The following is a 23,783-nucleotide window of genomic DNA, read 5'->3' as shown; positions in this document are numbered from 1 at the left end:
GCGCTGTCTCTCCTGCAGAACGACGCTTCCGGCCACCCGGTCGGGAGGCTGAAAGGGCTGCGAGAAGGAGGGTCATGTCGCTGTACGCGGACATCCGCCGGCGGTTCGACTCGCTGCGCGGCCCGAACCTGGCGGGGTCGCTCGCCCGGGACCGGCCGGAAGCGTCGTCAGCACAGCAACCGTGCGGAAGGAGGGAGCCGCACGGCACAGCAGGTCTCGACCGGAGTGCCTACCTCGCGATCGCCGAGGCGCTCCAGGACGGGGCCGACGTCGTGCCTGCGAGCGACGAGGTCGGCCGCCAGTTGGCGGCCGACGGAGTCTCGCTGCTCGAGGCACTTGATGGGCTGAGTGCGCTGTACCGCTCGATCGCCGGGGGCGAGCCGGCTTTCGCCGCGGTACGCGCACTCAGTTCCAGCTGGGCCGAAGCGTCACTCATCTACCTGCACTCACTGAGCTGCGAGGACCCGCTGACCGGGCTGTCCAGCCTGGCGCACCTACGGTCCCGCCTCGGCGAGATCTACCGAGAGGCCGATCTGCGTGGAACTTCCGTACCGGCGACGCACGCACTGGTGGTGGTCGAGCCGCTCAGCCCGCCCGGCATCACGCCGTTCGACCGCGAACTGCGGCTCATCGACGTCGCGGAGTGCCTGCGGATCGTCTTCGCCGGCGGTGACGTACTGGGCCGCGTCGGCTCACACCGCGCGGCGGCGCTCGTCGACCGCGAGCCGAACCTGCCGGAGCAGGTCGCGACGGTCAGAGCCCTGATCACCCAGTGGCGGCTGGACACCGACGAGCCGCAGCTGGCCCGGATCTGGATCGAGGGCCTGCCGGCCACCGACGCGATGGCCGTGCGGCTGCTGGACGAGTTGACCCGCCGCTAGGACCTGCGCCCGGACGTCTACAGGGGGATGCCCGGGCGCAACGAGCAGGCGGTGGATCGCCTATCACGGGGTAGGCGATCCACCGCCGCTGCTGTCCGGCGTACCGGAATCTGTCGGCGGCGCTGGCTAGTCTTGGTCCCATGTGTGGGCGCTACGCGAGCAGCCGGGACCCTGCTGATCTGGTGGTCGAGTTCGAGATCGCCGCGGGCAACGTGAAGGAGACCGTGCAGGAGCTGCCGGACAACTACAACGTCGCCCCGACCGACCCGGTGATCGCCGTGGTCGAGCGGAAGAACCGCGAGCAGCCCGACCAGGTGGTGCGCAAGCTGACCACGGTCAAGTGGGGACTCGTGCCCTCCTGGGCCAAAGACCCCTCGATCGGCAGCCGGCTGATCAACGCCCGGATGGAGACGGTCGCGGAGAAGCCGGCCTTCAAGAAGGCGTTCGCGACCCGGCGCTGCCTGCTGCCGGCCGACGGCTACTACGAGTGGTACGAGACCGAGCAGAAGAAGAACGGCAAGCCGGTCAAGCAGCCGTACTTCATCCGCCCGACCGACGGCGGTGTCCTGGCGATGGCCGGGCTGTACGAGATCTGGCGCGACAAGTCCGTCGCCGACGCCGACTCCGACGCGGCCTGGCTGTGGACCTGCACGGTGCTCACCACCTCGGCCACCGACGACCTCGGCCGGATCCACGACCGGATGCCGCTGCTGGTCGAGCGTGACCGGTACGACGCCTGGCTCGACCCGCTGTCGTCCGACCCCGACGAGCTGCTCGAGCTGCTGGTCCCGGCCGCGCCGGGCCGGCTCGAGGCGTACGCGGTTTCCAAGGCGGTCAGCTCGGTGAAGAACAACGGCCCGCATCTGGTCGAGCCGCTGCCGCCGGACGGCGACGACCCGGCCGACCAGCCCGGTCCGCCCGCGCAGGCCGAGGACAATCCACTGTTCTGACAACCTGCCTGTGTGGGTGACCGGTCAGGCGCCCACGCAATGACAGGATGGGCCCGTGACCGACGAACGGATTGTGGCGACACCGCACGGTGAGGCGCGGATCGTCGCGCACCGGGCCCGGCGGCCGGTGGCGACGCTGGCCCTCGGTCACGGCGCGGGCGGGGGCATCGAGTCCGGCGACCTGGCCGCGCTGGCGGCCCGGCTGCCGAAGCAGGACATCAACGTGTTCCTGATCGAGCAGCCCTGGCGCCGGGCCGGCCGCAAACTCGCGCCGGCGCCGAAGATCCTGGACGAGTCCTGGATCGCGATCATCGGCCAGCTGCGGATCCGCACCCCGCTGGTCCTCGGCGGCCGGTCCGCGGGTGCGCGGGTGGCCTGCCGGACGGCGACCGGGCTGGGGGCTTCCGGCGTGCTGGCGCTGTCGTTCCCGCTGCACCCGCCGGGCAAGCCGGACAAGTCGCGGGTCGACGAGCTCCAGGCGGCCGGGCTGCCGACGCTGGTCGTGCAGGGGGAGAAGGACCCGTTCGGTACGCCGGACGAATTCCCGCCGCTGACCGAGATGGCCGTCGTACCGGACGCCGACCACGGCTTCAAGGTGCCGAAACGGGCCGAACTGACCCAGCAGGAGTCGTACGAGTTGCTGGTCGAAGCCGTCTTCGAATGGGTGTCGCGGGAAGTGTCGGGCTAGAACGCCACGCCGGGAATGAGGGCGTCGGCGGGCGTGTTGTGACGGGCATGACGGTAACGAGCCTGGACAGAGCGCCGAGTTCTGGGGTCGCCCCGGTATTCTCGATCACGATGCCGACATCGACGACCACCGAGACTCCCGAGCAGCGGACCGAGCGCTTCGAGCGCGAGGCGCTGCCTTTCCTCGACCAGATGTACGCCGCGGCGATGCGGATGACGCGTAACCCGTCCGACGCCGAGGACCTGGTCCAGGACACCTTCGCGAAGGCGTACAGCTCGTTCCACCAGTTCACGCCCGGGACCAACCTGAAGGCGTGGCTGTACCGGATCCTGACCAACACCTTCATCAACGGTTACCGCAAGCGACAGCGTCAGCCCACGCAGTCGCCGACCGAGGAGATCGAGGACTGGCAGCTCACCGCCGCCGAGTCACACACTCCCGGCGGCCTGAAGTCGGCCGAGGCGGTTGCCCTGGAGCACCTGCCCGACTCCGACGTGAAGCAGGCCCTGCAGACGATCCCGGAGGACTTCCGCCTGGCGGTCTACCTGGCCGACGTCGAGGGCTTTGCCTACAAGGAGATCGCGGAGATCATGGGTACGCCGGTCGGTACCGTGATGTCCCGGCTGCACCGCGGCCGGCGCCAGCTCCGCGAGCTGCTGGCCGACTACGCCCGCGACCGCGGCCTGATCCCCGCGGCAGACAGCGCGAAGACCGAGGAGGAGTCGTGAGCTGCGGCGAGCACCACGACGTCGACTGCAGCGAGATCCTGCAGCGCGTGTACGTCTTCATCGACAACGAACTCGAAGACGCCAGCAGCGACGAGATCCGCCACCACCTGGAAGAGTGCGCCCCCTGCCTCGACCAGTACGACCTCGAGCGCTGCATCAAGAAGCTCGTCCACCGCTCCTGCGGCGACGAACAGGCCCCCGACGCCCTGCGCGCCAAGATCCTCCTCCGCCTGACCGAGGCCCGCGTGGAGACCTCCAGCCCGGACTGACCGGGCAACCGGCACACCTGACGACCGCAGCACCCCGGTGCCGCGGTCGTTGTGCGTCACGGCGGGGGTCGGCCGGCGAGCGAGCTGGTCATTCGGTACCAGAAGGCGGTTCTTCGGCTGCTGGGTTGGCGGCGAGGAGGTCGAGGGCGATGGTCTCGGAGGAGATCGCCTGGGAGCGCAGGAGGGTGGCGGCCTGTTGCCAATGGGTGCGGGCCGCGGTGAGATCGCCGTCGGCGTGCTCGATCCGGCCGAGCTGGATCAGGAGCTCTCCCTCGCGCTGGAGATTGCCGATCTTGCGGGCGAGGCGGAGGCCTGTCTCGGCGTACGTTCGGGCGAGGGGCAGCTGGCGCAGGTTGGTGTGGAGTTCGGCGAGGTCGCGGCAGCTGTCCGACTCGCCGTTTCGGTCGGAGACCAGCTGGTAGGCGCTGATGCTCTTGACCAGGTAGTCGGCGGCCCTGTCCAGAAAGCCGGCGTGAAGGTAGGCCTGGCCGGCGTTCTGGTACCGCTTGGCGGTCGAGCGATAGTTGCCGGTGGCCGAGGACAGCGCGAGTGCGCGCGCGAACGAGCGGTCGGCGCGGGTGATGTCGCCGCTGTGCAGGTAGAGGCTGCCGAGGGCGAGATAGCTGGTCCCCTCGATCGTCGTGTCGTCGAGCTGCTGGCTGAGGGCGAGGGCTCGCTCCCCGTGCGCCACGGCTTCGTCCCACCGCCCCATCTGCTCGAGCACTCGGCTCAGTGAGGTGGAGCACCGCGCCTCGCCGATCAGGTCGCCGACCGCCTCGAACAGCTTCTCGGCGGCGCGCAGATGGTCGAGCGCCGGCTCGAGCCGACCGCTCTCGGCGTCGGGTATCGCCAGATCGTGCTCCAGCCACGCGCTCAAGTGCCGGAAGCCCAGCTCGCCGGCGACCTCGCGGCCCACTCGACAGGCGGTCCGCATGTCGTTCCAGCGACCGAGGGTCTCGTAGTACCCGAAGAAGGCGAGTGCGAATTCGGGCACCAGCGCTTGCAGGGCAGGACTGCGCCGGGCCTGCTGGAGAGCCTCTGCGAGATTCGTCTGCTCGGTGTTCAGCCATGAGATCGCCGACAACGAGTCGGCGAAGGGTGTCACACTCCGGCGGCTCTCGCCGGCCAGCGCGAGTCTCGGGTTGTCCGGATGGGTCAGCTCCTGACACCGCCAGGCGACCCCGGTGTAGAAGGTCAGGACGCGGGCCAGTGCGTCGGTCCTGGCACCTTCGGACAGCACCTGGTCGGCGCGCTCGCGGGCGTACGCCCGGATCAGGTCGTGCAGGCGGTAGCGGCCGGGTGCCAGCGAGATCAACAGGTTGAGGTCGACCAGACGCTCGAGCCATTGCTCGGTCTCTGCCTCGGAACTGTCGAGCAAACGGGCCGTGGTCGGGGTCGACAGATCACCACCGTTCGGCAGTCCGAGCAGGTCGAGGGCGGCGGCCGCTTGGCGGTCGACGTACTGGTCGCTCGCGGCGAGAAACTCGACCGACGCGGCGATGTTGGAGCGGACGCCGGCGGCGCCCGTGCCCAGCTCGTCCAGCCGGCGCTTCTCGTCCTGCAACTGGTTCACCATGTGTTCGACCGGCCAGCCCGGCCGGGCTGCCAGCCGCGCTCCGATCAGGCGAACGGCGAGAGGAAGGCGGCCGGTGAGCTGGGCGATCGTCCGGGTGGCGTCTGATTCGGCGGCCACCCGGCTGTCGCCGACGATCTTGCCGAGCAGACTGATCGAGTCGCTCTCCGACAACGGCGACAGATTGACCTGGACGAAGCCGGGCAAGGTCGTCAGGCCCCGGCGGCTGGTCACGAGCACCGCGGAACCGGGTGCCCCAGGCAACAACGGCCACACCTGGGCCGCGCCGTTGGCGTTGTCCAGCAGAACCAGCATCCGCAGGCCGGCGATCCTCGAGCGGTACAGCGCGGCGGCTTCGTCGACGGCATCGGGGATCGAGTGCCCGGCGATGCCCATCGAGCGGAGCAACTGACTCAGCGCTTCGAGTGGTGGGACGGCGTCACCCGGTCCATAGCCGCGCAGGTCGAGGTAGAGATGGCCGTCGGGGTAGGCGTCGGCGGTGAGGTGGGCCGCGTGCACGGCCAGCGACGTCTTGCCGACGCCGCCCATGCCGGTCACGGCGGCCATCCGAACGGTGCCCGTGCCCGCATCCTCGGTCAACGCGGACACCAGGGTCGCCAGCTCGGCTGCCCGCCCGGTGAAGTCGGCCAGGGTGGGTGGGAGCTGCCGCGGTACGACGCCTTCGTGGCTGGTGTCGGCTGCTGGGGCCGAAGTGGCGTGGCGTGATGCCCGAGTGCCGCGGGCTGCCTGCGCGAGCTGTTCCTCGGCGTCCTCGTCGAGGTCGAGCGCCTCTGCCAGGGCCCGCAGCGTGCTGGGCCGCGGACGGCGCCGGGTGCCGCGCTCGAGCAGACTCACCGCCTGCTCGCTCAGACCGGCCTTCTCGGCGAGCGCGCCCTGGGTCAGGTTGGCGGCGATCCGGTACTCGCGCAGCAGTTCGCCGAGCGTCGCCTCGGATGCCAAGCCTGCCCACCTCCTGGTCACGTCCCACAGTTCGCGGTATACAACCGCCATCCACAGCCCTAACTGTAGGAGCCCGCATCGACGTTGTGCTCACGTTGTCCACAGGGCTTCGCGAGGTCCATGGGAGGAACATGTACTACGGAAACTGGACGCGGCCCTAAACGGCTGTTTGAATTATAGCGTTCAGTAGCCGGATATAGACGCTCCGAATACAAGACCTCTTTTGTTGGTGGTCTTGTCGATACATGTGACCAAATTGCAAAGGACCCCGGTTTTCACCAGGGTCCTTGCTGTGCGTAGCCGCCTGAGTCAGGCGTTCGGGCGCTTACCGTGGTTAGCGCCCTTCTTCTTGCGTGCACGGCGCTTACGGCCGGTCTTGCCCATATGAAGCCTCCTTGTAACAACTGCAAAGAGTCACAGTCTCTCATACCACACAGGGGTGCTCTGCACGGTGCGGCGAGTCATGCGCTGGCCTACAGTGTTTCGCGGCGCGCCTGATGAGCAAACTTACGATGAGTCAGCGATGTGCTGTCTGCCCCCCTGTGCCCGCTCGCCGGCGGTCACGAGACTGCTACCGCTGAGCGGAGGTGTACTGGCCATGCCGGATTTCTGGGACTGGTGATCATACTTACGGTATGGACCGGGTGATGTCGTGAGGGCTCGCGTGCTGAACGTGCTCGTCGCGACCGTGACCGCGCTGGCGATCAGCATCCTGGTCCTGTCGTTCGCGCAACTGTCGGACTACCCGACCGTGGCAGCGTTGTGCGCGTTCATGCTGATCGGTGGCATGCTGCGCTTCAGCGTTGGCTCCGCCTATCTCGCGTCGCTGGACTCGATCGTGATCCTCACGGTGTACGTGATGGCCGGTCCCTGGGCGGCCGTGGTGGCTGGAGCGGTCGGTTACCTTCCTCAAATCCGGCGGGACATGCCGCTGGTCAAACGATTCTTCAACGGCGCTCAGCGCGTCCTGGCCGTCGGCGCGGGCGGCATGGCCTACACGTTGGTCGGTGGACCGACCGGCGACCAGGTTCTGGACCACGTGCCGATGGCCATCCTCGCGGCGATCGTGGCGACCGTTGCCCAACATGTGGTCAACGCGGGTCTGGTCTGCTTGGTGATGTGGCTGGACGGCAAGGTCAAACCGATCGAGTTCCTCAAGCGGGTCGTGGTGCCGACCTTCCTCCCGATGGTGGGATACGGCTTCCTCGGCCTCCTGCTCGCCATCGTGTGGCTCGGCGGTCTCGGGCCGCTGGCCGGACTGCTGGTTCTGGTGCCGCTCCTGGTCGCCCGCTGGGCGCTGTCGCAGTACGAGGCGGAGAACACGGCGCAGGCGGCGACGATGAGGGCCTTCATCCAGGTGATCGAAGCCAAGGATCTCTACACCCGCGGTCATTCCGAGCGCGTGAGTGAGGGCGTCGGCATGCTCGGCCGCCATCTGCGGCTCGGCGGTGACCGTCAGGCCGCGCTCGAGCACGCCGGGCTGCTGCACGACGTCGGCAAGGTCGGCGTACCGACCAGCATCATCCAGAAGCCCGGCCGGCTGGAGGACTTCGAGATGGACGCGATCCGGCTCCACCCCGCGCGAGGTGTCGAGCTGATCGGCAACATCCCGTTCCTGGAGGAAGTGAAGTCCGCCGTACTGCACCATCACGAGAAGTACGACGGCAGCGGCTACCCGGCGGGCTTGAGTGGAACCAACATCCCGTATTTCGCCCGGATCATCGGTATCGTCGACGCGTTCGACTGCTTGACCTCGACTCGGTCGTACCGGCCCGCCCGTAGCGTGGAGGAGACGTTGGCCATCCTGGAGCAGGATCGCTACTCGCACTTCGACCCGGAGCTGGTCGACGCCTTCGTCAAGGTGATCCGCACCCAGGGCTGGCGGGCCGTGGCGGCCGATCAACCGGTCCCGGACGCGAGTGTCGAAACCAGCATCGACCACGACGACCTCAGCCTGGGCAGTGGCGGTGGAGCCACCGGGTCCGCCGCCGGACCGCAGTGAGCAGGTCGTCGCAGGCTCCCGACCTGCGGAGCATGGGCAGTGGTGTGGTGATCGTGATGGCCGGTGGCACACTCGGGCTGGCCGCCGTACTGATCACCTCCAGTCGCGGATTGAGCGAGTGGCCGTTCGCACTGGCGTTCGGTTTCCTGATCGCGGTCGGCGAGATGGTCCAGTTCCGTGTCGATCGGAGTCGTAACCGGGCTCCGATCGCCACCAGCGCGGCCCTGGGCTACGCGATGCTGCGCGGACCCGCGATCGGCGTACCACCGGACGTCGCCCAGGTGATCGCCGTGACGTCGGTCGCCACCCTCGCTGGAGTCCTGCCGCGCGCTGTCGCTGGGCTGTGGTGGGACGTCGTCGTCTCCTGCCGACGGGTGATCTCGGTAGCGGCCGCGGCGGTGGTCTTCGCCGCTGTCACGCCGGTCTCCTTGTCCTGGAACGGCACCTGGCACCACGCGCTCCCGTTGGTACTTGCGATGCTGCTCGGCGTCGCGACCGCGGCCGGCGCGGATGCGCTGGTCGGTGCCGGCCAGGCGACAGAGCAGTACAACCGTCCATTCCCGGCCGCGCTGCGCGACGAGCTGGCGGTGGTGACCCGGATCGGTATGGCGATGGCGATCGGTGGCGTCCTGCTGGCGGCAGGCACGTCCGTGGTGGGGTTGTGGGCGCCGCCCTTGGTGCTTGTCCCGCTGCTGCTCACGCAGTTCGCCTTTCGCCGGTTCGCGTCCGCGCAGCGCACGTACCGCACGACGGTGCGGTCGATGGCCCGCAGTACCGAGATCGCCGGTCTCAGCAGTCCCGGTCAGAATGCCCGGACCGCCGCGCTCGCTGTCGCGATCGGCAACGACCTGGGTCTGAAGCCTGATCGGATGGAGGCTCTCGAGTACGCCGCGCTGCTGTCGGGGGTCGGTCAGTTGGCGCTGGCTGACCCCAGCCCCGGCGGCGCCTCCCTGCTGCGGACCCGGGAAGAACGGCAGCGGGCCGCTGAGATCGGCGCTTCGGTGATCGAGCGGTCCGGCGTGCTGGACCACGTGGCCGAGATCGTTCGGCACTCCAACGATCCCTATCGGCACGGACGAGCCAACAACTCGCAGATTCCGGTGGAGAGCGGGATCGTGAACGTCGCGCTGGCTTACGAGCAGCTGGTGGGGGAGGGCACGGGGCAGAGCCCGAACAAGGCGATGGAGTCGATCGGGTTGGGGATCGGGGCGGAGTACGACCCGGTGGTGGTGGAGTCGCTGCGGCGGGTGGTTGGGCGCGGGTTTCGGTTTTAGGGCGCGGGATCAGTGAGCGGGCGGGAGCCTGGCGCTTGAGATCGAGAGCGAGCGGGCGCGTGAGGTCACGGGCGGTGGCCGAGTTCGGCCCACGTGGGTGCGGTCTCGGACGGTACGCGCCCCGTGCCGCCTAAGCCGGCGTACAGGAGTAAGCCTGCGCCGGCGGCGATCAGGACGTCGCCGGGGCTGACGGCCTGGCCGAGCCAGGGGAGGGCGACGGGGACGACGTCGCCTAGCCACGGGAGCAGGGTGTGTGGCCCGGAGAGTTCGTGGCGTGGGTCGTCGACGAAGCTGTCGAGGCCGGCGCGGGACAGGGCGGCGCGGGAGACCGGCATCGCGCCGTTCAGGACGACGACCAGCGCGTTGGCGGTGAAGCCGAGGGCCAGCAGGGCGACGCCGGGGCGGCGGAGGTTCTGGCGCAGGAAGACGGCGATGCAGGCGGCCGAGCCGATCAGGCCGACCGGGTGGGCGATGCCGCCGGTGACCGAGCCGAGCAGTTGGCCGGTCGCGGCGGCCGCGAGCCAGTGCAGGCCGGACAGGGTGTTGTCGGCGAGGGAGACGAAGCGGCCGCCGGTGAGCAACGCCGCTCCCGCGGCCAGCACCATCACGAGGAGGACCAGCAGCACGTTCGCGATTCTGCCGCGCCGGTTGCCCGAATCCGGGCACCGCCGAACTCCTGAGCGTGTCGGGCCCGCCGCGGAACGTCACAAGCGGTCGCCCGTCCCTAGCGCGGCATACCGGCCAGGCGGACCGCGGTGGGCGGCCCCGTGCAGGGAGACCGCCCACCAGACCGCCGGCGGGCGGCCCTCCGTCCAGGGAGACCGCCCCACCAGATCGCCGGTGAGCGGCCCCCCGTCCAGGGAGACCGCCCGCCGGATCGCCAACCAGGTCAGGGTTTCGCGGCCGCCGGGCCGGTCCCGCCCTCGTCCAGCAGCTCGTCCAGGTCCTTCACGCCCGGGTCCCCGGCGTCGGCCAGGTAGTCGCTCTCGTGGGTGAAGTCCTTGCCCTCGGCGACCTTCAGCGCCCGCAGGATCAAGGTCAGCGCGACCGTCACGATCAGGTTGAGCGCGAACGCCGTCAGGCCGATGTAGACCTGCGTGTCGGTGAACGGCACCATCGCCAGCGAGCCGCCGAAGTGCTTGCCGGTCGCCGGGTTCACCACGTTGTACGCCGTGATCGTGCCCCAGACCATGCCGACCGCCCAGCCGGCCAGCAGCGCCCAGTGGTGGAACCACCGGGTGAACAGGCCGACGACGATCGCCGGGAAGGTCTGCAGGATCCAGATCCCGCCGAGCAGTTGCAGGTTCAGCGAGATCGTCTTGTCCATGCCGAGCACGAAGACCAGCGCGCCGAACTTCACCAGCAGCGACGCGAGCTTGGAGACCTTCGCCTCCTGGGCCGGCGTCGCGTCCTTCTTCAGGAAGTCGCGATAGATGTTGCGGGTGAACAGGTTCGCCGCCGCGATCGACATGATCGCCGCCGGCACCAGCGCGCCGACCGCGATCGCCGCGAACGCGATCCCGGCGAACCAGGCCGGGAACTCCTGGTCGAACAGCCGCGGGATCGCCAGCTGCGGGTTGGCCAGGCCGTCCAGGCCCTTGATGTCGACGTTCGCCTTGATCGCCATGAAGCCGAGCAGCGCGAGCAGCCCGAGCAGCAGCGAGTACGCCGGCAGGATCGCCGCGTTGCGCCGGACCACGTTGCGGTTCTTGGTCGACAGCACGGCGGTCACCGAGTGCGGGTACATGAACAGCGCCAGCGCCGACCCCAGGGCCAGCGTCCAGTACGCCGAGTAGCCGGCCTCGCCCGGGATGAACGCCCCGGTCGGCTTGCCGGTGGCCGGCGAGACGGTCTCCATCTTGGTCTTCGCGGCGTCGAAGATGCTGTCCCAGCCGCCGAGCTGGCCCGGCAGGTAGAGGATCGCGGCACCGATCACCAGGTAGATCAGGCCGTCCTTGACGAACGCGATCATCGCCGGCGCGCGCAGCCCCGAGGAGTAGGTGTACGCCGCGAGCACGGCGAACGCGATCAGCAGCGGCAGGTCCTTGGCCAGCAGGTTGTCGCCGCCGAGCCCCATCGTCTCGAAGACGGCCTGCATGCCGACCAGCTGCAGCGCGATGTACGGCATCGTCGCGAGGATGCCGGTGACCGCCACCGCGAGCGACAACCCGCGGCTGCCGTACCGGCCGCCGACGAAGTCGGCCGGGGTCACGTAGCCGTTGCGATGCGAGACCGACCACAACCGGGACATGAACACGAAGATGATCGGGTAAACCACGATCGTGTAGGGCACCGCGAAGAAGCCACTGATGGCGCCGGTCGCGTACATCGCGGCGGGCACCGCGACGAACGTGTACGCCGTGTAGAGGTCTCCGCCGAGCAGGAACCAGGTGATGAAGGTGCCGAAGCCCCGTCCGCCCAGGCCCCACTCGTCCAGGCTGTCCAGCTCACCGGTCCGGCGCCAGCGGGCCGCCATGAACCCCATCACGGTGACCGCGACGAAGATCAGGACGACGATCGTCAGCTGGACCCACTCGACGTCGTTCACCGGTCGTCCTCCTTGACTCCGCCCAGACCCTCGGCGGCGCGGCGTTTGCGTTCCTCACGGATCACCAGCTGGTAGGAGATGCTGACCGCGATCGCGGACAGGAACACCCACAGGAACTGGTACCAGTAGAAGAACGGGAATCCCCACAGCCGGGGTTCGTCCTTGGCATAGGTGGAAACCAGGAGAGGTACCACGACTGAAGCCGCCAGCAGAACACCGGCGATCCAGAACGCGGGTCTCACCGCGGACAGCTTGGACACAGCTACCTCCTCGGGGACACGGGCGGGCGCAACGCTGAACGCTACCGGTCAGTGCCGGACAGCGACTAGACATAGGGGGAGATCGATGGACAACGAAACCGCCTGGCGGGTGCGCAGGGTCGTGCTGTCCACGCTCTTCCTCCTGGTGGTTGCCGTGCCGCTCTATCCCGAGCTGTTCGGGCTGGACGAAGTGACGCCGCTGCCGCAACTGGTCGCGTTCCGGCCGCAGTTGCTGGCCATCGTGCTGGTCCTCGCTCTGCTGATGCTGCTGCGACGCAGCTGGCGGCTGGCCTCGGCCCTCGTCGTCGGGCTGGTGCTGACCGGAGCCGCGCTGACCGCGCCCCGGGCGATCTCCGACCCGCATCCGCCCGAGCCGGGATCGCGGGCGTTGACCGTGATGGTCGCGAACGTGCTCGGCGGTGGTGCCGATCCCGAGCAGGTGGCGAAACTGATCCGGACCCAGCGGCCCGACCTGGTGTCGTTGCCCGAGGCCCAGGTCGACGTCCGGAAGCGGATCGAGCAGGAGCTGCAGGGCCTTGGCTACAACGGGTACACGGTGCAGGCGAACTCCGCGCCGGAGAGTGCGACCAGCGTGCTGGTGTCGGCCACGCTCGGCAAGGTCGAGTTCACCGCCGACACCCTCGACCCCGGCCGGGTGAGCGCCGGCCTGCCCAGTCCGGAGCCGCAGACCGGCAAGCCCGAGCCGGACCAGGCCGGTGTGATCCAGCAGACGACCACGCGCTTCGGGCACATCGTGGTGACCGGTGGCACGCTCGGCGACCTGCGGCTGATCGCGTACCACGGGTACCCGCCGCTGCCGTCCGAGATGGCCGCCTGGAAGCAGGATCTCGTCGTACTGCGCACGTGGTGCGCCTCCGACCTACCGACGATCGTGGCCGGTGACTTCAACGCGACCACCGACCACGCGGACTTCCGGGACGCGCTCGGGCGGAACTGCCGCAGTGTCGGACCGGCCGTGGGGGAGGGGCTGCAGGGGACGTGGCCGGCGAACCGGCCGGCGTTCGTCCGGACACAGATCGACCACGTCGTCGCCGGTGCCGGCGTCGAGCCGAGCCGCTTCAAGACCTACCAACTCGACGGCACCGACCACCGCGCGGTGATCGCCGCGGTCGCCGTCCGGAAGCCGTCCTAACTCGGTGCCGGTGCCGGGCGGTAGATGTACGGCTGGGAGGCGCGGACGGCCTCGGTGACCATCAGCAGCAGGTCGGCGCGGGCCTCGATCGGGCGGCCGAACAGGTCGTCGTCGCCGGGGATCGGGAAGCCCTTCACGCCGATCGCGAGCTGACTGAGCAGCACGTGCAGTACGCCGCGGGCGTTGAACACGTTGGGCGTCGGCCACTCCGGCAGCGTCTCGTGCATCATCGGCTGCTGCGCGGCGGTCGCGGCGATCGGCTTCAGCCAGCGCTCGAGCTCGTCGCTGCTGAGCATGTTGCGGTGCAGGATCGTCATCACCGCGTGCGCGACCCGGTCGTGCTCCTCGTGCACCCAGCGGTACGGCGTGTCCTTGACGATGCGGTCGGCCAGTACGTCGAGCAGCGCGCGCAGCACGCCGGCGTCGCAGTGCCGGGACCGGGCCAGCGCGCCGATCGCGTCGGCGCCGTGGGCGACCGCGTGCGCCCAGCCGCAGTCGGCGACGTACCCGCGCAGGTCGCGCTCGCGCAGCAACCAGGTGGCCAGCCGGTCACCCCAGCGCATCACCACCTCGTCGTGCACCAGGAACTCGGCGTTGTCGCGGTGGATCACCTCGGCCAGCGTCAGCGCGGTGAAGGAGCGCCGGAAGACCGTGTCGGTGCCGTCCTCGCCGAGGCCGTAGTTCAGGCCGGCGCACAGCCCGTCACCGAAGCCGGGCAGCAGGTCGTCGTACACGCCGCGCTCGAGCCAGGTCGCCAGCGTCGGGTACGCCAGGGCGTCGCGGATCTGCGGGTTCGTACTGGCCAGGCCACGGACGAGCTCCTCGGTGAGGTCGGTCAGCGCACGGTCGTGCGGGACCGCATAGTCCGCGGCCATCACGTCCTGCCAGTACGACGTCGACTCCACCGAGACATCCTTTCACTCGACCCTTGGTTCGGCACAGATCAATCAACACCCATTGCGCAAATCTGTCGAGCCGGGACCAACGACTAGGCTCGGCGACGTGCCCTCGCTGAGTGACGTGGCCCGCAACCACACGACCCTGGACCAGGCCGATCTGGACCGGCTGCAACTGCTGGTGTCCGACTGGCAGATGCTGGCCGACCTGTCCTTCGCCGACCTGGTGCTCTGGCTGCCCGACACCGAGGGCCTCGGCTTCTGGGCAGGTGCGCAGATGCGGCCGACCACCGGGCCGACGGCGTACCTCGACGACATCGTCGGCAGCTTCATCCCGCGCGAACGGCGGCCGCTGCTCGACCAGGCCTACGACGGTGGCCGGATCTGCCGCGAGGGCGACCCGGAGTGGCGCGACGACGTGCCGGTCCGGGTCGAGACGATCCCGGTCCGGCGCGGCGACCGGGTGATCGCGGTGATCGCGCGCAACACCAACCTGCTCGGCGTCCGGACGCCGTCCCGGCTGGAGATCGCCTACCTGCAGAGCGCGACCGACCTGGCCCGGATGATCACCGACGGCATCTTCCCGTACGGCGGGGAGCGGCTGCTGTCCACCACGCCCCGGGTCGGGGACGGGTGCATCCGGGTCGATCGGCACGGAATGGTGACGTTCGCGAGCCCGAACGCGTTGTCCGCGTACCGGCGGATGGGACTGGTCACCGATCTGGTCGGCAGCCGGCTCAAGGACGTCACCGGTGAGCTGCTGCACTCCGGGCACAAGGTGGACGACGTGCTGGCGTCGGTGCTGACCGGCCGGGCCGCCAAGGAGCTCGAGATCGAGAACGCCGACGCGACGCTGTTCCTGCGGGCGATCCCGTTGCGGGCCGGGGGCGAGCACGTCGGCGCGCTGATCCTGCTCCGGGACGTGACGGAGCTGCGCAGCCGGGAGCGGGAGCTGGTCACCAAGGAAGCGACCATCCGGGAGATTCATCATCGCGTCAAGAACAACTTGCAGACCGTCGCCGCGTTACTGCGGATGCAGGGCCGGCGGATCACCGTGCCCGAGGGCCAGGCCGCGCTGGCCGAGGCGGTCCGCCGGGTCGGGTCGATCGCGATCGTGCACGAGACGCTGTCGGAGTCGTTCGACGAGCACGTCGACTTCGACGACGTCGCGGACCGGGTCGCGGCGATGGTGGCCGACGTGTCGACCGTCGCCACGTCGGTGCGGATCCGGCGGTCGGGCAGCTTCGGCGTCCTGGACTCGGAGGTCGCGACGCCGCTGGCGATGGTGCTGACCGAGCTGATGCAGAACTCCGTCGAGCACGCCTTCGGAGCCCGCACCGGCGAGGACGCCAGCGGAACCATCGAGCTGGAAGCCCATCGTGCCGTCGGCCGGCTGCACGTGGTGATCTCCGACGACGGCCGCGGCCTGCCGGACGGCTTCGACACCGAGACCTCCGGCAACCTGGGCCTGTCGATCGTCCGCACCCTCGTGCTCGGCGAACTCGACGGCACGCTGGACTTCCGTCCCCGCACCAGCGGTCCGGGGACGACTGTCACGCTCGACATCCCGATCAAGGACTGACCGGCCGGCCCTGGATCGTGACGTCGGAGCAACCGTGGGTGAGGGCTAACTGTTGGTGCTCACCCATAGTTCCTCGGACGCCACGGTGGGGGCCGTCGGCAACCTGGTGGGGCGGAGAACGCCTGGAAATCAAAAGGCCCCGCGGATCCCGCGGGGCCCCATCGTGTTGCTGCGTCAGGCGGTGCGGATGCGGGCCCGGGCGTTCCGGCGCTTCAGCGCACGGCGCTCGTCCTCACTCAAGCCGCCCCAGACACCGTGGTCCTGGCCGGCTTCCAGTGCCCAGGCAAGGCACTGCTCACGCACGTCGCAACGACGGCACACCTGCTTGGCCTCCTCGATCTGCATGATCGCGGGGCCGGTGTTGCCGATGGGGAAGAACAGTTCCGGGTCCTCATCGAGGCAAACGGCCCGGTGGCGCCAATCCATGGCGAATCCCATCTCTCTCGGTAGTCGAATTACGCTGAAGATCGGTCTGTGCCCGATCAGCGTGGCCTTAATCGCACGGGGGGTGGTGCGAGCGTTGTGAACGTTTTCACGAACGACTCCATGTTCCCAATGTCGCGCTGGCGAAACAAGGGTTATGGACTTGTCGATCCGATCACAACGCTTCCTTAACACTTCGAACCGGTGCACAGCGGATCATCACGTCCGCTATCCGAACGTGAGGTTCTGGCTGCGAGCACCCGTTCACTGCAAGTAACCGATCCAACCGCCTCGGGGTTACGCAAAACCTCGAATCCCTGTGGGGAAAGGCTCTCCGACCCTCGGAGCACCCGGGGCAGGGGTGGGCCCGGGCGCGCCGTTGCCCTGCGACGAACTGCTCCTCACAGCAGTCCGCCGGGGCGTGAAGCTGCCACGCGCCGGACGTTCCGCCGTACTGGCCACCAGGACCAGTCCGGCCGAACCTCCGCCGCGTAAGCTGACACGGTGCCGACCGATTCCTCCGCAGCCGTACCGCGTCCGCTCAAGTTAGCCGCGGCTGTGGTCGCTGCGGAAGGCCTCGTGGTCGTCGTTCTCGGATTTGCCGAAGCATTTACGATCGACCGGACCCGCCTGGTGCTGGGACTGACCACGACCCTGTTCCTGCTCGCGTACGGCGCCGGCCTGGTGCTGGTGGCCCGCGGACTGTCGCGTGCGTCCACCTGGAGCCGCGGCCCGGCGGTGTTCACCCAGCTGATCCAGGTGCTGATGGCCTACAGCTTCTGGGGTGGGTCGACCAAGGCCGTCTCCGTCGTGCTGGCGGTCGCCGCGGTGGGCGTGCTGGTGGCGATTTTCCAGAAGGCGTCGACCGAGGTGCTGCGCGACGACCCGAGCCGCGACCACCCTCCGGTCCTGTAGCGGGCGCTACTCCTTCAGCAGGCCCGCCCGCAGCTCGGTCAGGGTCCGGGCCAGCAGCCGGGACACGTGCATCTGCGAGATGCCGATCTCCTCGGCGATCTGCGACTGCGTCATGCCCCGGAAGAACCGCAGCGTCAGGATCCGCTTCTCGCGGGTGTCCAGCTGGGCCAGCAGCGGCTTGAGGGACTCCCGGTACTCCACGCTCTCCAGCGCCTCGTCCTCGCCGCCGAGCCCGTCCAGCACCGTGGTCGCGTCGGCCTCGTTCTGATCGGGGGCGTCCAGCGACAGCGTGTTGTACGCGTTCGCGGACTCCAGCCCCTCGATCACCAGGTCGGGGGCCAGATCCAGCCGGGTCGACAGCTCGGCCACCGTCGGCGCCCGGCCGAGCTCCTGGGTCAGCTCGGCGGTCGCCGCCGTGAGCGACAGCCGCAGCTCCTGCAACCGGCGCGGGACCCGGATCGCCCAGCCCTTGTCGCGGAAGTACCGCTTGATCTCGCCGAGGATCGTCGGCGTCGCGTACGTCGAGAACTCCACGCCGCGCTCGAGGTCGAACCGGTCGATCGCCTTGATCAGCCCGATCGTGGCGACCTGTACCAGGTCGTCGTACGGCTCGCCCCGGTTACGGAACCGGCGGGCCAGGTGCTCGACCAGGGGCATGTGCAGCGAGACCAGGCCGTCGCGGGCCAGCGTGTGGGCCGGGTCGCCGGCCGGGGCAGACCCCATCGCGGCGAAGAGTTCGGCGGTGCGGGTACGCAAGTCGGTGGGTTCCTGGGGTTCGCCCAGGGATCGCTCGTCGGTCACGCCTTCTCCGCGGCGGTGGCGGTCGCCGTCACGGTGATGGTCAAGCGGCCGTCCAGGGTCTCCGCGGCGGCCGACTCGACCAGCGCGGTCAGCACGGTCCACCCGAACGAGTCGGTGTCCGGCATCCAGCCGGCCGGTACGACGGCCGAGGTCCGTACGGTCAGCTGCGGCGGGTCGACGGCGAAAACGCACTCCAGCACGCCGTCGGTCGCCTGGGGCAGCAGCAGCGAGCAGGCCTCGTCGACGGCGATCCGCAGGTCGTCGATCGCGTCGACGGTGAAGTCGTTGCGGGCCGCGAGGTTGCCGACCACCGAGCGCGGTACGGCGATGTAGGCGCTGTCCGCGGGAATGCTGAGGCGGACCTCGGCGGCTGTTCCGGTGCTGCTCACGTGCTGCCTCCCTGGCGGCCTGATCGGCTGGGCGGTCGGCCCACCGCGTACATCTTCCCCGCTCGGAGCCGGCAATGCACAACGGCTGCGGATCGATCTGACCTGCGCCGAGATATTGCGCGTAGATGTCGAGCGTGCTGGGATACCGCACAATATCGCGCACTTCTGCGGACCGGTCCATCCGGTTCTCGCCCGCCCGACGACAGGAGTACACCGTGAGTCCCACCAGTTCGCGCCGGACCGTGCTCGGCGCCGGAGTCGCCGGCGTCCTGGCCGCCGCAACCGGCGCCGGCCAGGCCCACGCCGGGTCCACCCCCGAACCCACGACCGGCACCGTGCCGGCCCGCCGTCCCGGCCAGCGCTCGATGGTCGACGTCCCGTTCCAGCAGTACGGCACCGTCCGGATCGGCCTGATCGGCCTCGGCAACCGAGGCGCGGGCATGCTGTCCGGCTGGGCCGCCGTACCGGGCGCAGTGGTCACCGCCGTCTGCGACATCCGGGCCGACCGGGCCAAGGCGGCCGCCGACAAGCTCGTGCAGCTCGGCAAACCCCGCCCGACCGAGTACGGCGGCTCCGCGACGGCGTACCAGAAGCTGGTGCGCAGCAGCGACGTCGACCTCGTCTACATCGCCACCCCGTGGGAGTTCCACTACGAGCAGGGCAAGGCCGCGCTGCTCGGCGGCAAGCACGTCGGCGTCGAGCTGCCGATCGCCACCGAGCTCGCGCAGCTGTGGGACCTGGTCGACACCTCCGAGCGGACCCGCCGCCACCTGTGGCTGATGGAGAACTGCAGCTACGGCCGCAACGAGCTGGCGATGCTCAAGATGGCGCACGAAGGCCTGTTCGGTGAGATCACCAACGGCCACGGCGGCTACCTGCACGACCTGCGGGAGCTGCTGTTCAGCGACACCTACTACACCGACGCCTGGCGCCGGAAGTGGCACACCCGCAGTACGGCGAGCTTCTACGCGATGCACGGCTTCGCCCCGATCGCGGCGGCGATGGACATCAACCGCGGCGACCGGCTGACCACGCTACGGGCCACGGCGACGGCGCCGCGCGGACTGGCCGACTACCGCGAGCGTCACATCCCGCGCACGCATCCGTCCTGGAACGAGACCTACATCAACGGCGACCTGGTCACCTGTCTGCTCGAGACCTCGAAGGGCCGGGTGATCCGGGCCGAGCACGACGTCAGCTCGCCGCGCCCGTACAGCCGGATCAACAGCCTGGCCGGCAGCCGGGGCATCTTCGAGGACTACGTGCCGGTCGGCAGCACCGGCGGACGGGTCTATCTCGAGCCCGACCACGGTGGTCACAGCTGGCGGGACTTCGCGCCGTACCGGCAGGAGTACGACCACTGGCTGTGGAAGAAGATCGGCGACGACGCGGCGAACAACGGCGGCCACGGCGGCATGGACTACGTGCTGCAGTGGCGGATCGTGCAGCAGATGCGGGCCGGGCTGGTGCCCGACATCGACGTGTACGACTCGGCCGCCTGGTGCTCGCCGGTGCCGCTGAGCGTGGAGTCGCTGAAGCGGGACGGCCAGCCGGTCGACGTACCGGACTTCACTCGTGGGCGCTGGTCGGAGCTGCGGCTCGGACTGGACTCCCGCGAGACCGACATGCCGCCGGTCGGCTGAGCGGGGGAATGACGATGCTGAAACTCTTCGCGAAGGTGTGTGCGGTCGCCGTACTGGCGGCCGGCCTGACCGCTGCTCCGGCGGCTGCCGCCGGTGAGGTCGAGGTCGGGATCTCGCAGGTGGATCTGGCCGGGCCGGTGATCTCGACGGTCAAGGTGACGGTGAAGAACAACAGTTCGACCCGGTTGTCGAAGCTCGCGGTCTCGTTCCGCGGGCCGGTCGGGTGGACGGTCTCGCCGGAAGTCAGGACGGTCAAGGACGCGGTCAAGCCGGGTGGATCGGTGGTGGTCGACTTCCAGATCCGGGTGCCCGAGCCGCGCCCCGGCTTCACCATCCGGACGTTCACCGCGACCGCGACGTACGCCGGTGGGCAGGCGGTCGGGACCAGCTCCCAGCGCTCCGGTACGCCGCTGCCGAACCTGGCCGCGGCCTTCAACAACGTCGGCGTGACCGACGAGTCGAATCCGGCGCCCGGCGACTTCGACGGTGACGGCAACAGCTTCTCCGCGCAGCGACTGGCGGCGGCCGGGGTGACCCCCGGCGCGACGGTCACCGCGCTGGGCGCGACGCTCACATGGCCGAACGTCCAGCCCGGCACCAAGGACAACGCGGCGGGCGGCGGCCAGACCATCGAGTTCGCGGGCCAAGGGCAACGACTCGTCCTGCTCGGCTCCGGCTCCAGCCTGTCCGCGGTCGGCACCGTGACGGTCTGGTACGCCGACGGCACGTCGTCCACCGGCTCGGTCGGCTTCCCGAACTGGTCCTTCCAGGACGCCGGCACCCACGGCGCGACGCTGGCGATCAGTACCCCCGGCCGCAACACGCCGGCCGGCTACGCGAACGCCGAGTACCAGTACCGGGTCTTCGCCAACTCCGTCCCGCTCGACCCGGCCAAGACGGTCGAACTCGTCACGCTGCCGTCCACCGGCAGCCTGCACGTGTTCGCCCTCGCGACCGCGAGCTGACCAGGTGATTCCGGGAGCGCGGCCGTGTTACTTTGCGGAATGGACCTCGATCCCGTAGTCACCAACCCCGACGCGTACCGCGTCATCTTCGAGAACGACCGGGTTCGCGTGCTGGAGTACCGCGACGCTCCCGGCCATCGGACCCAGCCGCACCGGCACCCGGACAGCGTCATGTACACGCTGAGTTCGTTCCGGCGCCGGCTCGGTTCCGGTGAGCGGGAGGTCGAGGTCGAACTCCCGGCCGGTGAGGTCCGGTGGATCGGTGCGCAGGAGCACTACGGCGAGAACATCGGCGACACCGAGACCCACTCGATTTTCGTCGAACTGAAGGAGCCGGCCGCCCCGACCACGGGCGACCGGCCGCTCGGGCCGGCGGACTGACAACAGCGCAACGGCCGGTCCCCAGGCAGGGGACCGGCCGTTCGTCGTACGGCGAATCAGGTCGGTTCGACGTGGGTGGGGTTGAGCACCCGGCGCAGGAAGTCCTGCGTTCGCTGCTGTTGCGGGTTGCCGATCACCTCGGCCGGCGAACCCTGCTCGACGATCACGCCGCCGTCCATGAACACGACCCGGTCGGCCACCTCGCGGGCGAAGGCCATCTCGTGGGTGACGACGAGCATCGTCATCCCGTCCAGGGCCAGCTTGCGCATCACCGTCAGGACGTCGCCGACCAGCTCCGGGTCCAGCGCCGAGGTCGGCTCGTCGAACAGCATCAGCGCCGGGTCCATCGACAGCGCCCGGGCGATCGCGACCCGCTGCTGCTGCCCACCGGACAGCTGGGCCGGGTACGCCGTGACCTTGTCGTCCAGGCCGACCCGGGACAGGTTCGCCCGGGCGATCTGCTCGGCCTCGGACGCCCTGCGCTTGAGCACCGTCGTCTGGGCGACCATGCAGTTCGCCAGCACCGACAGGTGCGGGAACAGGTTGAACTGCTGGAACACCATGCCGATCTGCTGCCGGGCCGCGTCCAGGTGGCAGTCGGGGTCGGTGAGGTCCTCACCGCGGACGATCACCTGGCCCTCCTGCGGCATCTCCAACAGGTTGACGCAGCGCAGCAGCGTCGACTTGCCGGAACCGGACGGCCCGATCACGCAGACCACCTCGCCCTGCTCGACGGTGAAGTCGATACCGCGCAGGACGTGGTTGCTGCCGAACGACTTGTGCAGGTTCTTGATCTCGACCAGTGCCATCAGCGCGTCCTCGCAGCCTTCGCCTCGAGCCGGCGGACCAGCAGGCCCAGCGGCAGGGTGATCACCAGGTAGCAGAACCCGGCGGTGACCAGCGGGGTGAGGTTGGCGTAGGTGTTGGCCAGCTCCCGGCCGAAGCCGGTCAGCTCGTACGCCGTGGCGCTGGTGCCGATGATGAACACCAGCGACGAGTCCTTCACCAGCAGGATCAGGTCGTTGGTCAGCGGGGGCAGCACGATCCGGAACGCCTGTGGCAGCACGATCTTGCGGGTCGCCAGCCCCGGCGGCATGCCGAGCGAGCGGGCCGCCTCGAGCTGGCCCTTCGGCACCGCCTGGATGCCGGCCCGGATCACCTCGGCCATGTACGCCGCGGCGACGATGCCGAGCGCGAGCCAGACCACGCCGTACGGGTCCCAGGGAATCGTCATGCCCTCGAAGGCCAGCGGCAGCAGGCTGAACGCGATGAACACCACGATCGCCGGCAGGCCGCGGAAGAACTCGATGTAGGCGGTGGCGACCCACCGGTACGGGCCGACGCTGCTCAGCCGCATCAGCGCCAGGATCGTGCCGCCGATCAGGCCGATCACGAAGGCGCCGGCGGTGTACTCCAGCGTCTTCACCAGCGCCGAGAGCAGGCCGTCGCGGAACGCGGCCTCGATGAACTCGGGTTTGAAGAAGACGCTGCCGATCTGACCCCAGTCCGCGCTCAGCGCGGCCACGATCACGATCACGACGAGGATCGCGTACTGGATCCAGCGGGAGCGCTGAGCCCGCTGGCGCGGGCTCAGTCCCTTGCGTTCAACGCGGTCTTGAGTCGCACTCACTTCTTCGGCTCAACTCCGAACCACTTCTTGTAGATCTCGTTGTACTTGCCGTCGGTCTTGGCCTGGGCCAGCAGCGTGTTGAACTTCTCCACCAGCTTCGGGCCGCTGCCGTCCTTCAGCGCGGCGAACCCGTACTGCTCACCGGTGTCGAACTCGGTCACCACCGCCGTGTCGGGGTTGGCCTTGACGAAGTCGTAGAGCACGCCGTTGTCGTTGATCGCGGCGTCCACCCGGCCGGACTTCAGGTTGTTGCCCTGCAGCGCGAGGTCGTTGAACGTGATCACCTCGAAGCCGTGCACCTTGGACTCCTTGTCGGCGAAGTCCTTGCCGGTGGTGTCGGCCTGGACGCCGACCTTCTTGCCCTTCAGGTCGGCCAGCGACTTGTACGGCGAGTCCTTCTTCACCAGCAGCACCTGGGTGGCGTCCATGTACGGCGCGGTGATGCTGATCGCGGCCTGACGCTCCGGGGTGATGGTCATCGCGCCCATGCCCATGTCGCACTTCTTGGCCTGGAACGCGGCGCCCGAGGTGACCTGGGCCCACTCGATGTTCACCACTTCCTGCTCCAGGCCGAGGTCGTTGGCGAGCAGGTCGAGCAGGTCGACGTCGAAGCCGACGACCTCGGTGCCCTCCTTGAACTGGAACGGCTTGTACGGCAGGTGGGTGCAGACGGTGAGCTTGCCGGGCTTGACCAGGGTGATCCCGGCGGCCGCGGCCTTGTCCTCACTTCCACCGCTGCCACCGCTGCCCGGCTCGTCACTACCGCAGGCGGACAGGGCGAGCACGAGCGCGGCGACCGTTGCGGTGACGGCCGCGACGCGAGGCTTGCGGAGGATGGAGATGTTCATCGCGGATACTCCTCGACACTGGTT

25 protein-coding genes are annotated in these 23,783 nt (G+C 69.2%); 13 read left to right on the top strand and 12 right to left on the bottom strand.

Annotated features, from left to right (window positions below):
- Positions 1-74: 74 nt before the first annotated feature.
- The 5 genes from ACQPXM_RS30460 to rsrA all read left to right on the top strand — a co-directional run bounded on the left by ACQPXM_RS30460 (position 75) and on the right by rsrA (position 3,516).
- The gene (locus tag ACQPXM_RS30460; protein WP_432939901.1) at positions 75-881 is read left to right on the top strand and encodes a hypothetical protein; all 807 of its coding nucleotides are present in this window, start codon (positions 75-77) and stop codon (positions 879-881) included.
- 140 nt (positions 882-1,021) lie between these two features.
- On the top strand, positions 1,022-1,831 hold the full coding sequence (locus tag ACQPXM_RS30455; RefSeq protein WP_432939898.1) for an SOS response-associated peptidase: 810 nt from the start codon (positions 1,022-1,024) through the stop codon (positions 1,829-1,831).
- Between the two features lie 55 nt (positions 1,832-1,886).
- On the top strand, positions 1,887-2,519 hold the full coding sequence (locus ACQPXM_RS30450; RefSeq protein ID WP_432939895.1) for an alpha/beta hydrolase family protein: 633 nt from the start codon (positions 1,887-1,889) through the stop codon (positions 2,517-2,519).
- Positions 2,520-2,629: 110 nt separating this feature from the next.
- Positions 2,630-3,247 (top strand): sigma-70 family RNA polymerase sigma factor, encoded by a 618-nt coding sequence (locus ACQPXM_RS30445; RefSeq protein ID WP_432939893.1) that lies wholly within the window; start codon positions 2,630-2,632, stop codon positions 3,245-3,247.
- On the top strand, positions 3,244-3,516 hold the full coding sequence (rsrA, locus tag ACQPXM_RS30440) for a mycothiol system anti-sigma-R factor (RefSeq protein ID WP_432939890.1): 273 nt from the start codon (positions 3,244-3,246) through the stop codon (positions 3,514-3,516). The genes ACQPXM_RS30445 and rsrA overlap by 4 nt, the downstream gene beginning before the upstream one ends.
- An 88-nt stretch (positions 3,517-3,604) precedes the next feature.
- Here rsrA and ACQPXM_RS30435 read toward each other — a convergent pair whose 3' ends face one another.
- The gene (locus ACQPXM_RS30435) at positions 3,605-6,049 is read right to left on the bottom strand and encodes a tetratricopeptide repeat protein (protein ID WP_432939888.1); all 2,445 of its coding nucleotides are present in this window, start codon (positions 6,047-6,049) and stop codon (positions 3,605-3,607) included.
- A 309-nt stretch (positions 6,050-6,358) separates the two neighbouring features.
- Positions 6,359-6,433: a 50S ribosomal protein bL37 gene (locus tag ACQPXM_RS30430; protein ID WP_369759046.1), complete on the bottom strand. Its 75-nt coding sequence runs from the start codon at positions 6,431-6,433 to the stop codon at positions 6,359-6,361.
- Between the two features lie 268 nt (positions 6,434-6,701).
- On the opposite strand from ACQPXM_RS30430, the gene ACQPXM_RS30425 reads away from it, so the two are divergent.
- Positions 6,702-8,051 carry an HD-GYP domain-containing protein gene (locus ACQPXM_RS30425; RefSeq protein WP_432939886.1) on the top strand — a complete coding sequence of 450 codons (1,350 nt, stop codon included), beginning with the start codon at positions 6,702-6,704 and terminating at the stop codon, positions 8,049-8,051.
- Positions 8,052-8,083: 32 nt separating this feature from the next.
- Complete coding sequence (locus ACQPXM_RS30420) at positions 8,084-9,325, top strand: HD-GYP domain-containing protein (RefSeq protein ID WP_432939884.1); 1,242 nt, start codon at positions 8,084-8,086, stop codon at positions 9,323-9,325.
- 65 nt (positions 9,326-9,390) lie between these two features.
- Here ACQPXM_RS30420 and ACQPXM_RS30415 read toward each other — a convergent pair whose 3' ends face one another.
- The 3 genes from ACQPXM_RS30415 to ACQPXM_RS30405 form a co-directional block, all read right to left on the bottom strand.
- Positions 9,391-9,951 (bottom strand): DUF5317 family protein, encoded by a 561-nt coding sequence (locus ACQPXM_RS30415; protein WP_432939882.1) that lies wholly within the window; start codon positions 9,949-9,951, stop codon positions 9,391-9,393.
- 263 nt (positions 9,952-10,214) lie between these two features.
- Positions 10,215-11,873, bottom strand: a complete 1,659-nt coding sequence (mctP, locus tag ACQPXM_RS30410) for a monocarboxylate uptake permease MctP (protein ID WP_432939880.1) — start codon at positions 11,871-11,873, stop codon at positions 10,215-10,217.
- On the bottom strand, positions 11,870-12,133 hold the full coding sequence (locus tag ACQPXM_RS30405) for a DUF3311 domain-containing protein (protein ID WP_432939877.1): 264 nt from the start codon (positions 12,131-12,133) through the stop codon (positions 11,870-11,872). The genes mctP and ACQPXM_RS30405 overlap by 4 nt, the downstream gene beginning before the upstream one ends.
- 85 nt (positions 12,134-12,218) lie before the next feature.
- On the opposite strand from ACQPXM_RS30405, the gene ACQPXM_RS30400 reads away from it, so the two are divergent.
- Positions 12,219-13,286 (top strand): endonuclease/exonuclease/phosphatase family protein, encoded by a 1,068-nt coding sequence (locus ACQPXM_RS30400; protein WP_432939874.1) that lies wholly within the window; start codon positions 12,219-12,221, stop codon positions 13,284-13,286.
- On the opposite strand, the gene ACQPXM_RS30395 is transcribed toward ACQPXM_RS30400, so the two are convergent.
- Positions 13,283-14,191, bottom strand: a complete 909-nt coding sequence (locus ACQPXM_RS30395; RefSeq protein ID WP_432939871.1) for a DUF2785 domain-containing protein — start codon at positions 14,189-14,191, stop codon at positions 13,283-13,285. The two genes, ACQPXM_RS30400 and ACQPXM_RS30395, sit on opposite strands and share 4 nt — an antisense overlap.
- A gap of 97 nt (positions 14,192-14,288) precedes the next feature.
- On the opposite strand from ACQPXM_RS30395, the gene ACQPXM_RS30390 reads away from it, so the two are divergent.
- Positions 14,289-15,764 carry a sensor histidine kinase gene (locus ACQPXM_RS30390; protein ID WP_432939869.1) on the top strand — a complete coding sequence of 492 codons (1,476 nt, stop codon included), beginning with the start codon at positions 14,289-14,291 and terminating at the stop codon, positions 15,762-15,764.
- Between the two features lie 174 nt (positions 15,765-15,938).
- Here the strand turns inward: ACQPXM_RS30390 and ACQPXM_RS30385 are convergent, their stop codons facing one another.
- Positions 15,939-16,190, bottom strand: a complete 252-nt coding sequence (locus tag ACQPXM_RS30385; protein WP_012922773.1) for a WhiB family transcriptional regulator — start codon at positions 16,188-16,190, stop codon at positions 15,939-15,941.
- 501 nt (positions 16,191-16,691) lie between these two features.
- Here ACQPXM_RS30385 and ACQPXM_RS30380 point away from each other — a divergent pair.
- Positions 16,692-17,102 (top strand): hypothetical protein, encoded by a 411-nt coding sequence (locus ACQPXM_RS30380; protein WP_432939867.1) that lies wholly within the window; start codon positions 16,692-16,694, stop codon positions 17,100-17,102.
- Between the two features lie 6 nt (positions 17,103-17,108).
- On the opposite strand, the gene ACQPXM_RS30375 is transcribed toward ACQPXM_RS30380, so the two are convergent.
- Both ACQPXM_RS30375 and ACQPXM_RS30370 read right to left on the bottom strand, forming a co-directional pair.
- Entirely contained in the window at positions 17,109-17,903 is a 795-nt protein-coding gene (locus ACQPXM_RS30375) for an RNA polymerase sigma factor SigF (protein ID WP_432939864.1), read from the bottom strand.
- Complete coding sequence (locus ACQPXM_RS30370; RefSeq protein ID WP_432939861.1) at positions 17,900-18,292, bottom strand: ATP-binding protein; 393 nt, start codon at positions 18,290-18,292, stop codon at positions 17,900-17,902. The genes ACQPXM_RS30375 and ACQPXM_RS30370 overlap by 4 nt, the downstream gene beginning before the upstream one ends.
- A 215-nt stretch (positions 18,293-18,507) precedes the next feature.
- Between ACQPXM_RS30370 and ACQPXM_RS30365 the strand changes: the two genes are divergently transcribed.
- Genes ACQPXM_RS30365 through ACQPXM_RS30355 form a run of 3 tightly spaced genes read left to right on the top strand, consistent with a single transcriptional unit; the run spans position 18,508 to position 21,281 of the window.
- On the top strand, positions 18,508-19,935 hold the full coding sequence (locus ACQPXM_RS30365; RefSeq protein WP_432939858.1) for a Gfo/Idh/MocA family protein: 1,428 nt from the start codon (positions 18,508-18,510) through the stop codon (positions 19,933-19,935).
- A 14-nt stretch (positions 19,936-19,949) separates the two neighbouring features.
- On the top strand, positions 19,950-20,900 hold the full coding sequence (locus ACQPXM_RS30360) for an NEW3 domain-containing protein (RefSeq protein WP_432939856.1): 951 nt from the start codon (positions 19,950-19,952) through the stop codon (positions 20,898-20,900).
- A 39-nt stretch (positions 20,901-20,939) separates the two neighbouring features.
- Complete coding sequence (locus ACQPXM_RS30355; RefSeq protein ID WP_432939854.1) at positions 20,940-21,281, top strand: cupin domain-containing protein; 342 nt, start codon at positions 20,940-20,942, stop codon at positions 21,279-21,281.
- 56 nt (positions 21,282-21,337) lie between these two features.
- Here the strand turns inward: ACQPXM_RS30355 and ACQPXM_RS30350 are convergent, their stop codons facing one another.
- The 3 genes from ACQPXM_RS30350 to ACQPXM_RS30340 are packed head-to-tail and all read right to left on the bottom strand — an operon-like array spanning position 21,338 to position 23,759.
- Positions 21,338-22,090, bottom strand: a complete 753-nt coding sequence (locus ACQPXM_RS30350) for an amino acid ABC transporter ATP-binding protein (RefSeq protein ID WP_432939852.1) — start codon at positions 22,088-22,090, stop codon at positions 21,338-21,340.
- On the bottom strand, positions 22,090-22,911 hold the full coding sequence (locus tag ACQPXM_RS30345; RefSeq protein WP_432939849.1) for an amino acid ABC transporter permease: 822 nt from the start codon (positions 22,909-22,911) through the stop codon (positions 22,090-22,092). The genes ACQPXM_RS30350 and ACQPXM_RS30345 overlap by 1 nt, the downstream gene beginning before the upstream one ends.
- Positions 22,908-23,759 carry a transporter substrate-binding domain-containing protein gene (locus ACQPXM_RS30340; protein WP_432939848.1) on the bottom strand — a complete coding sequence of 284 codons (852 nt, stop codon included), beginning with the start codon at positions 23,757-23,759 and terminating at the stop codon, positions 22,908-22,910. Before ACQPXM_RS30340 ends, ACQPXM_RS30345 begins: the two co-directional genes overlap by 4 nt.
- Positions 23,760-23,783 lie beyond the last annotated feature (24 nt).

The organism is Kribbella sp. CA-253562 (genome assembly GCF_050942265.1).
Taxonomy (GTDB): domain Bacteria; phylum Actinomycetota; class Actinomycetes; order Propionibacteriales; family Kribbellaceae; genus Kribbella.
This window is presented reverse-complemented; position numbering and strand designations above follow the sequence as displayed.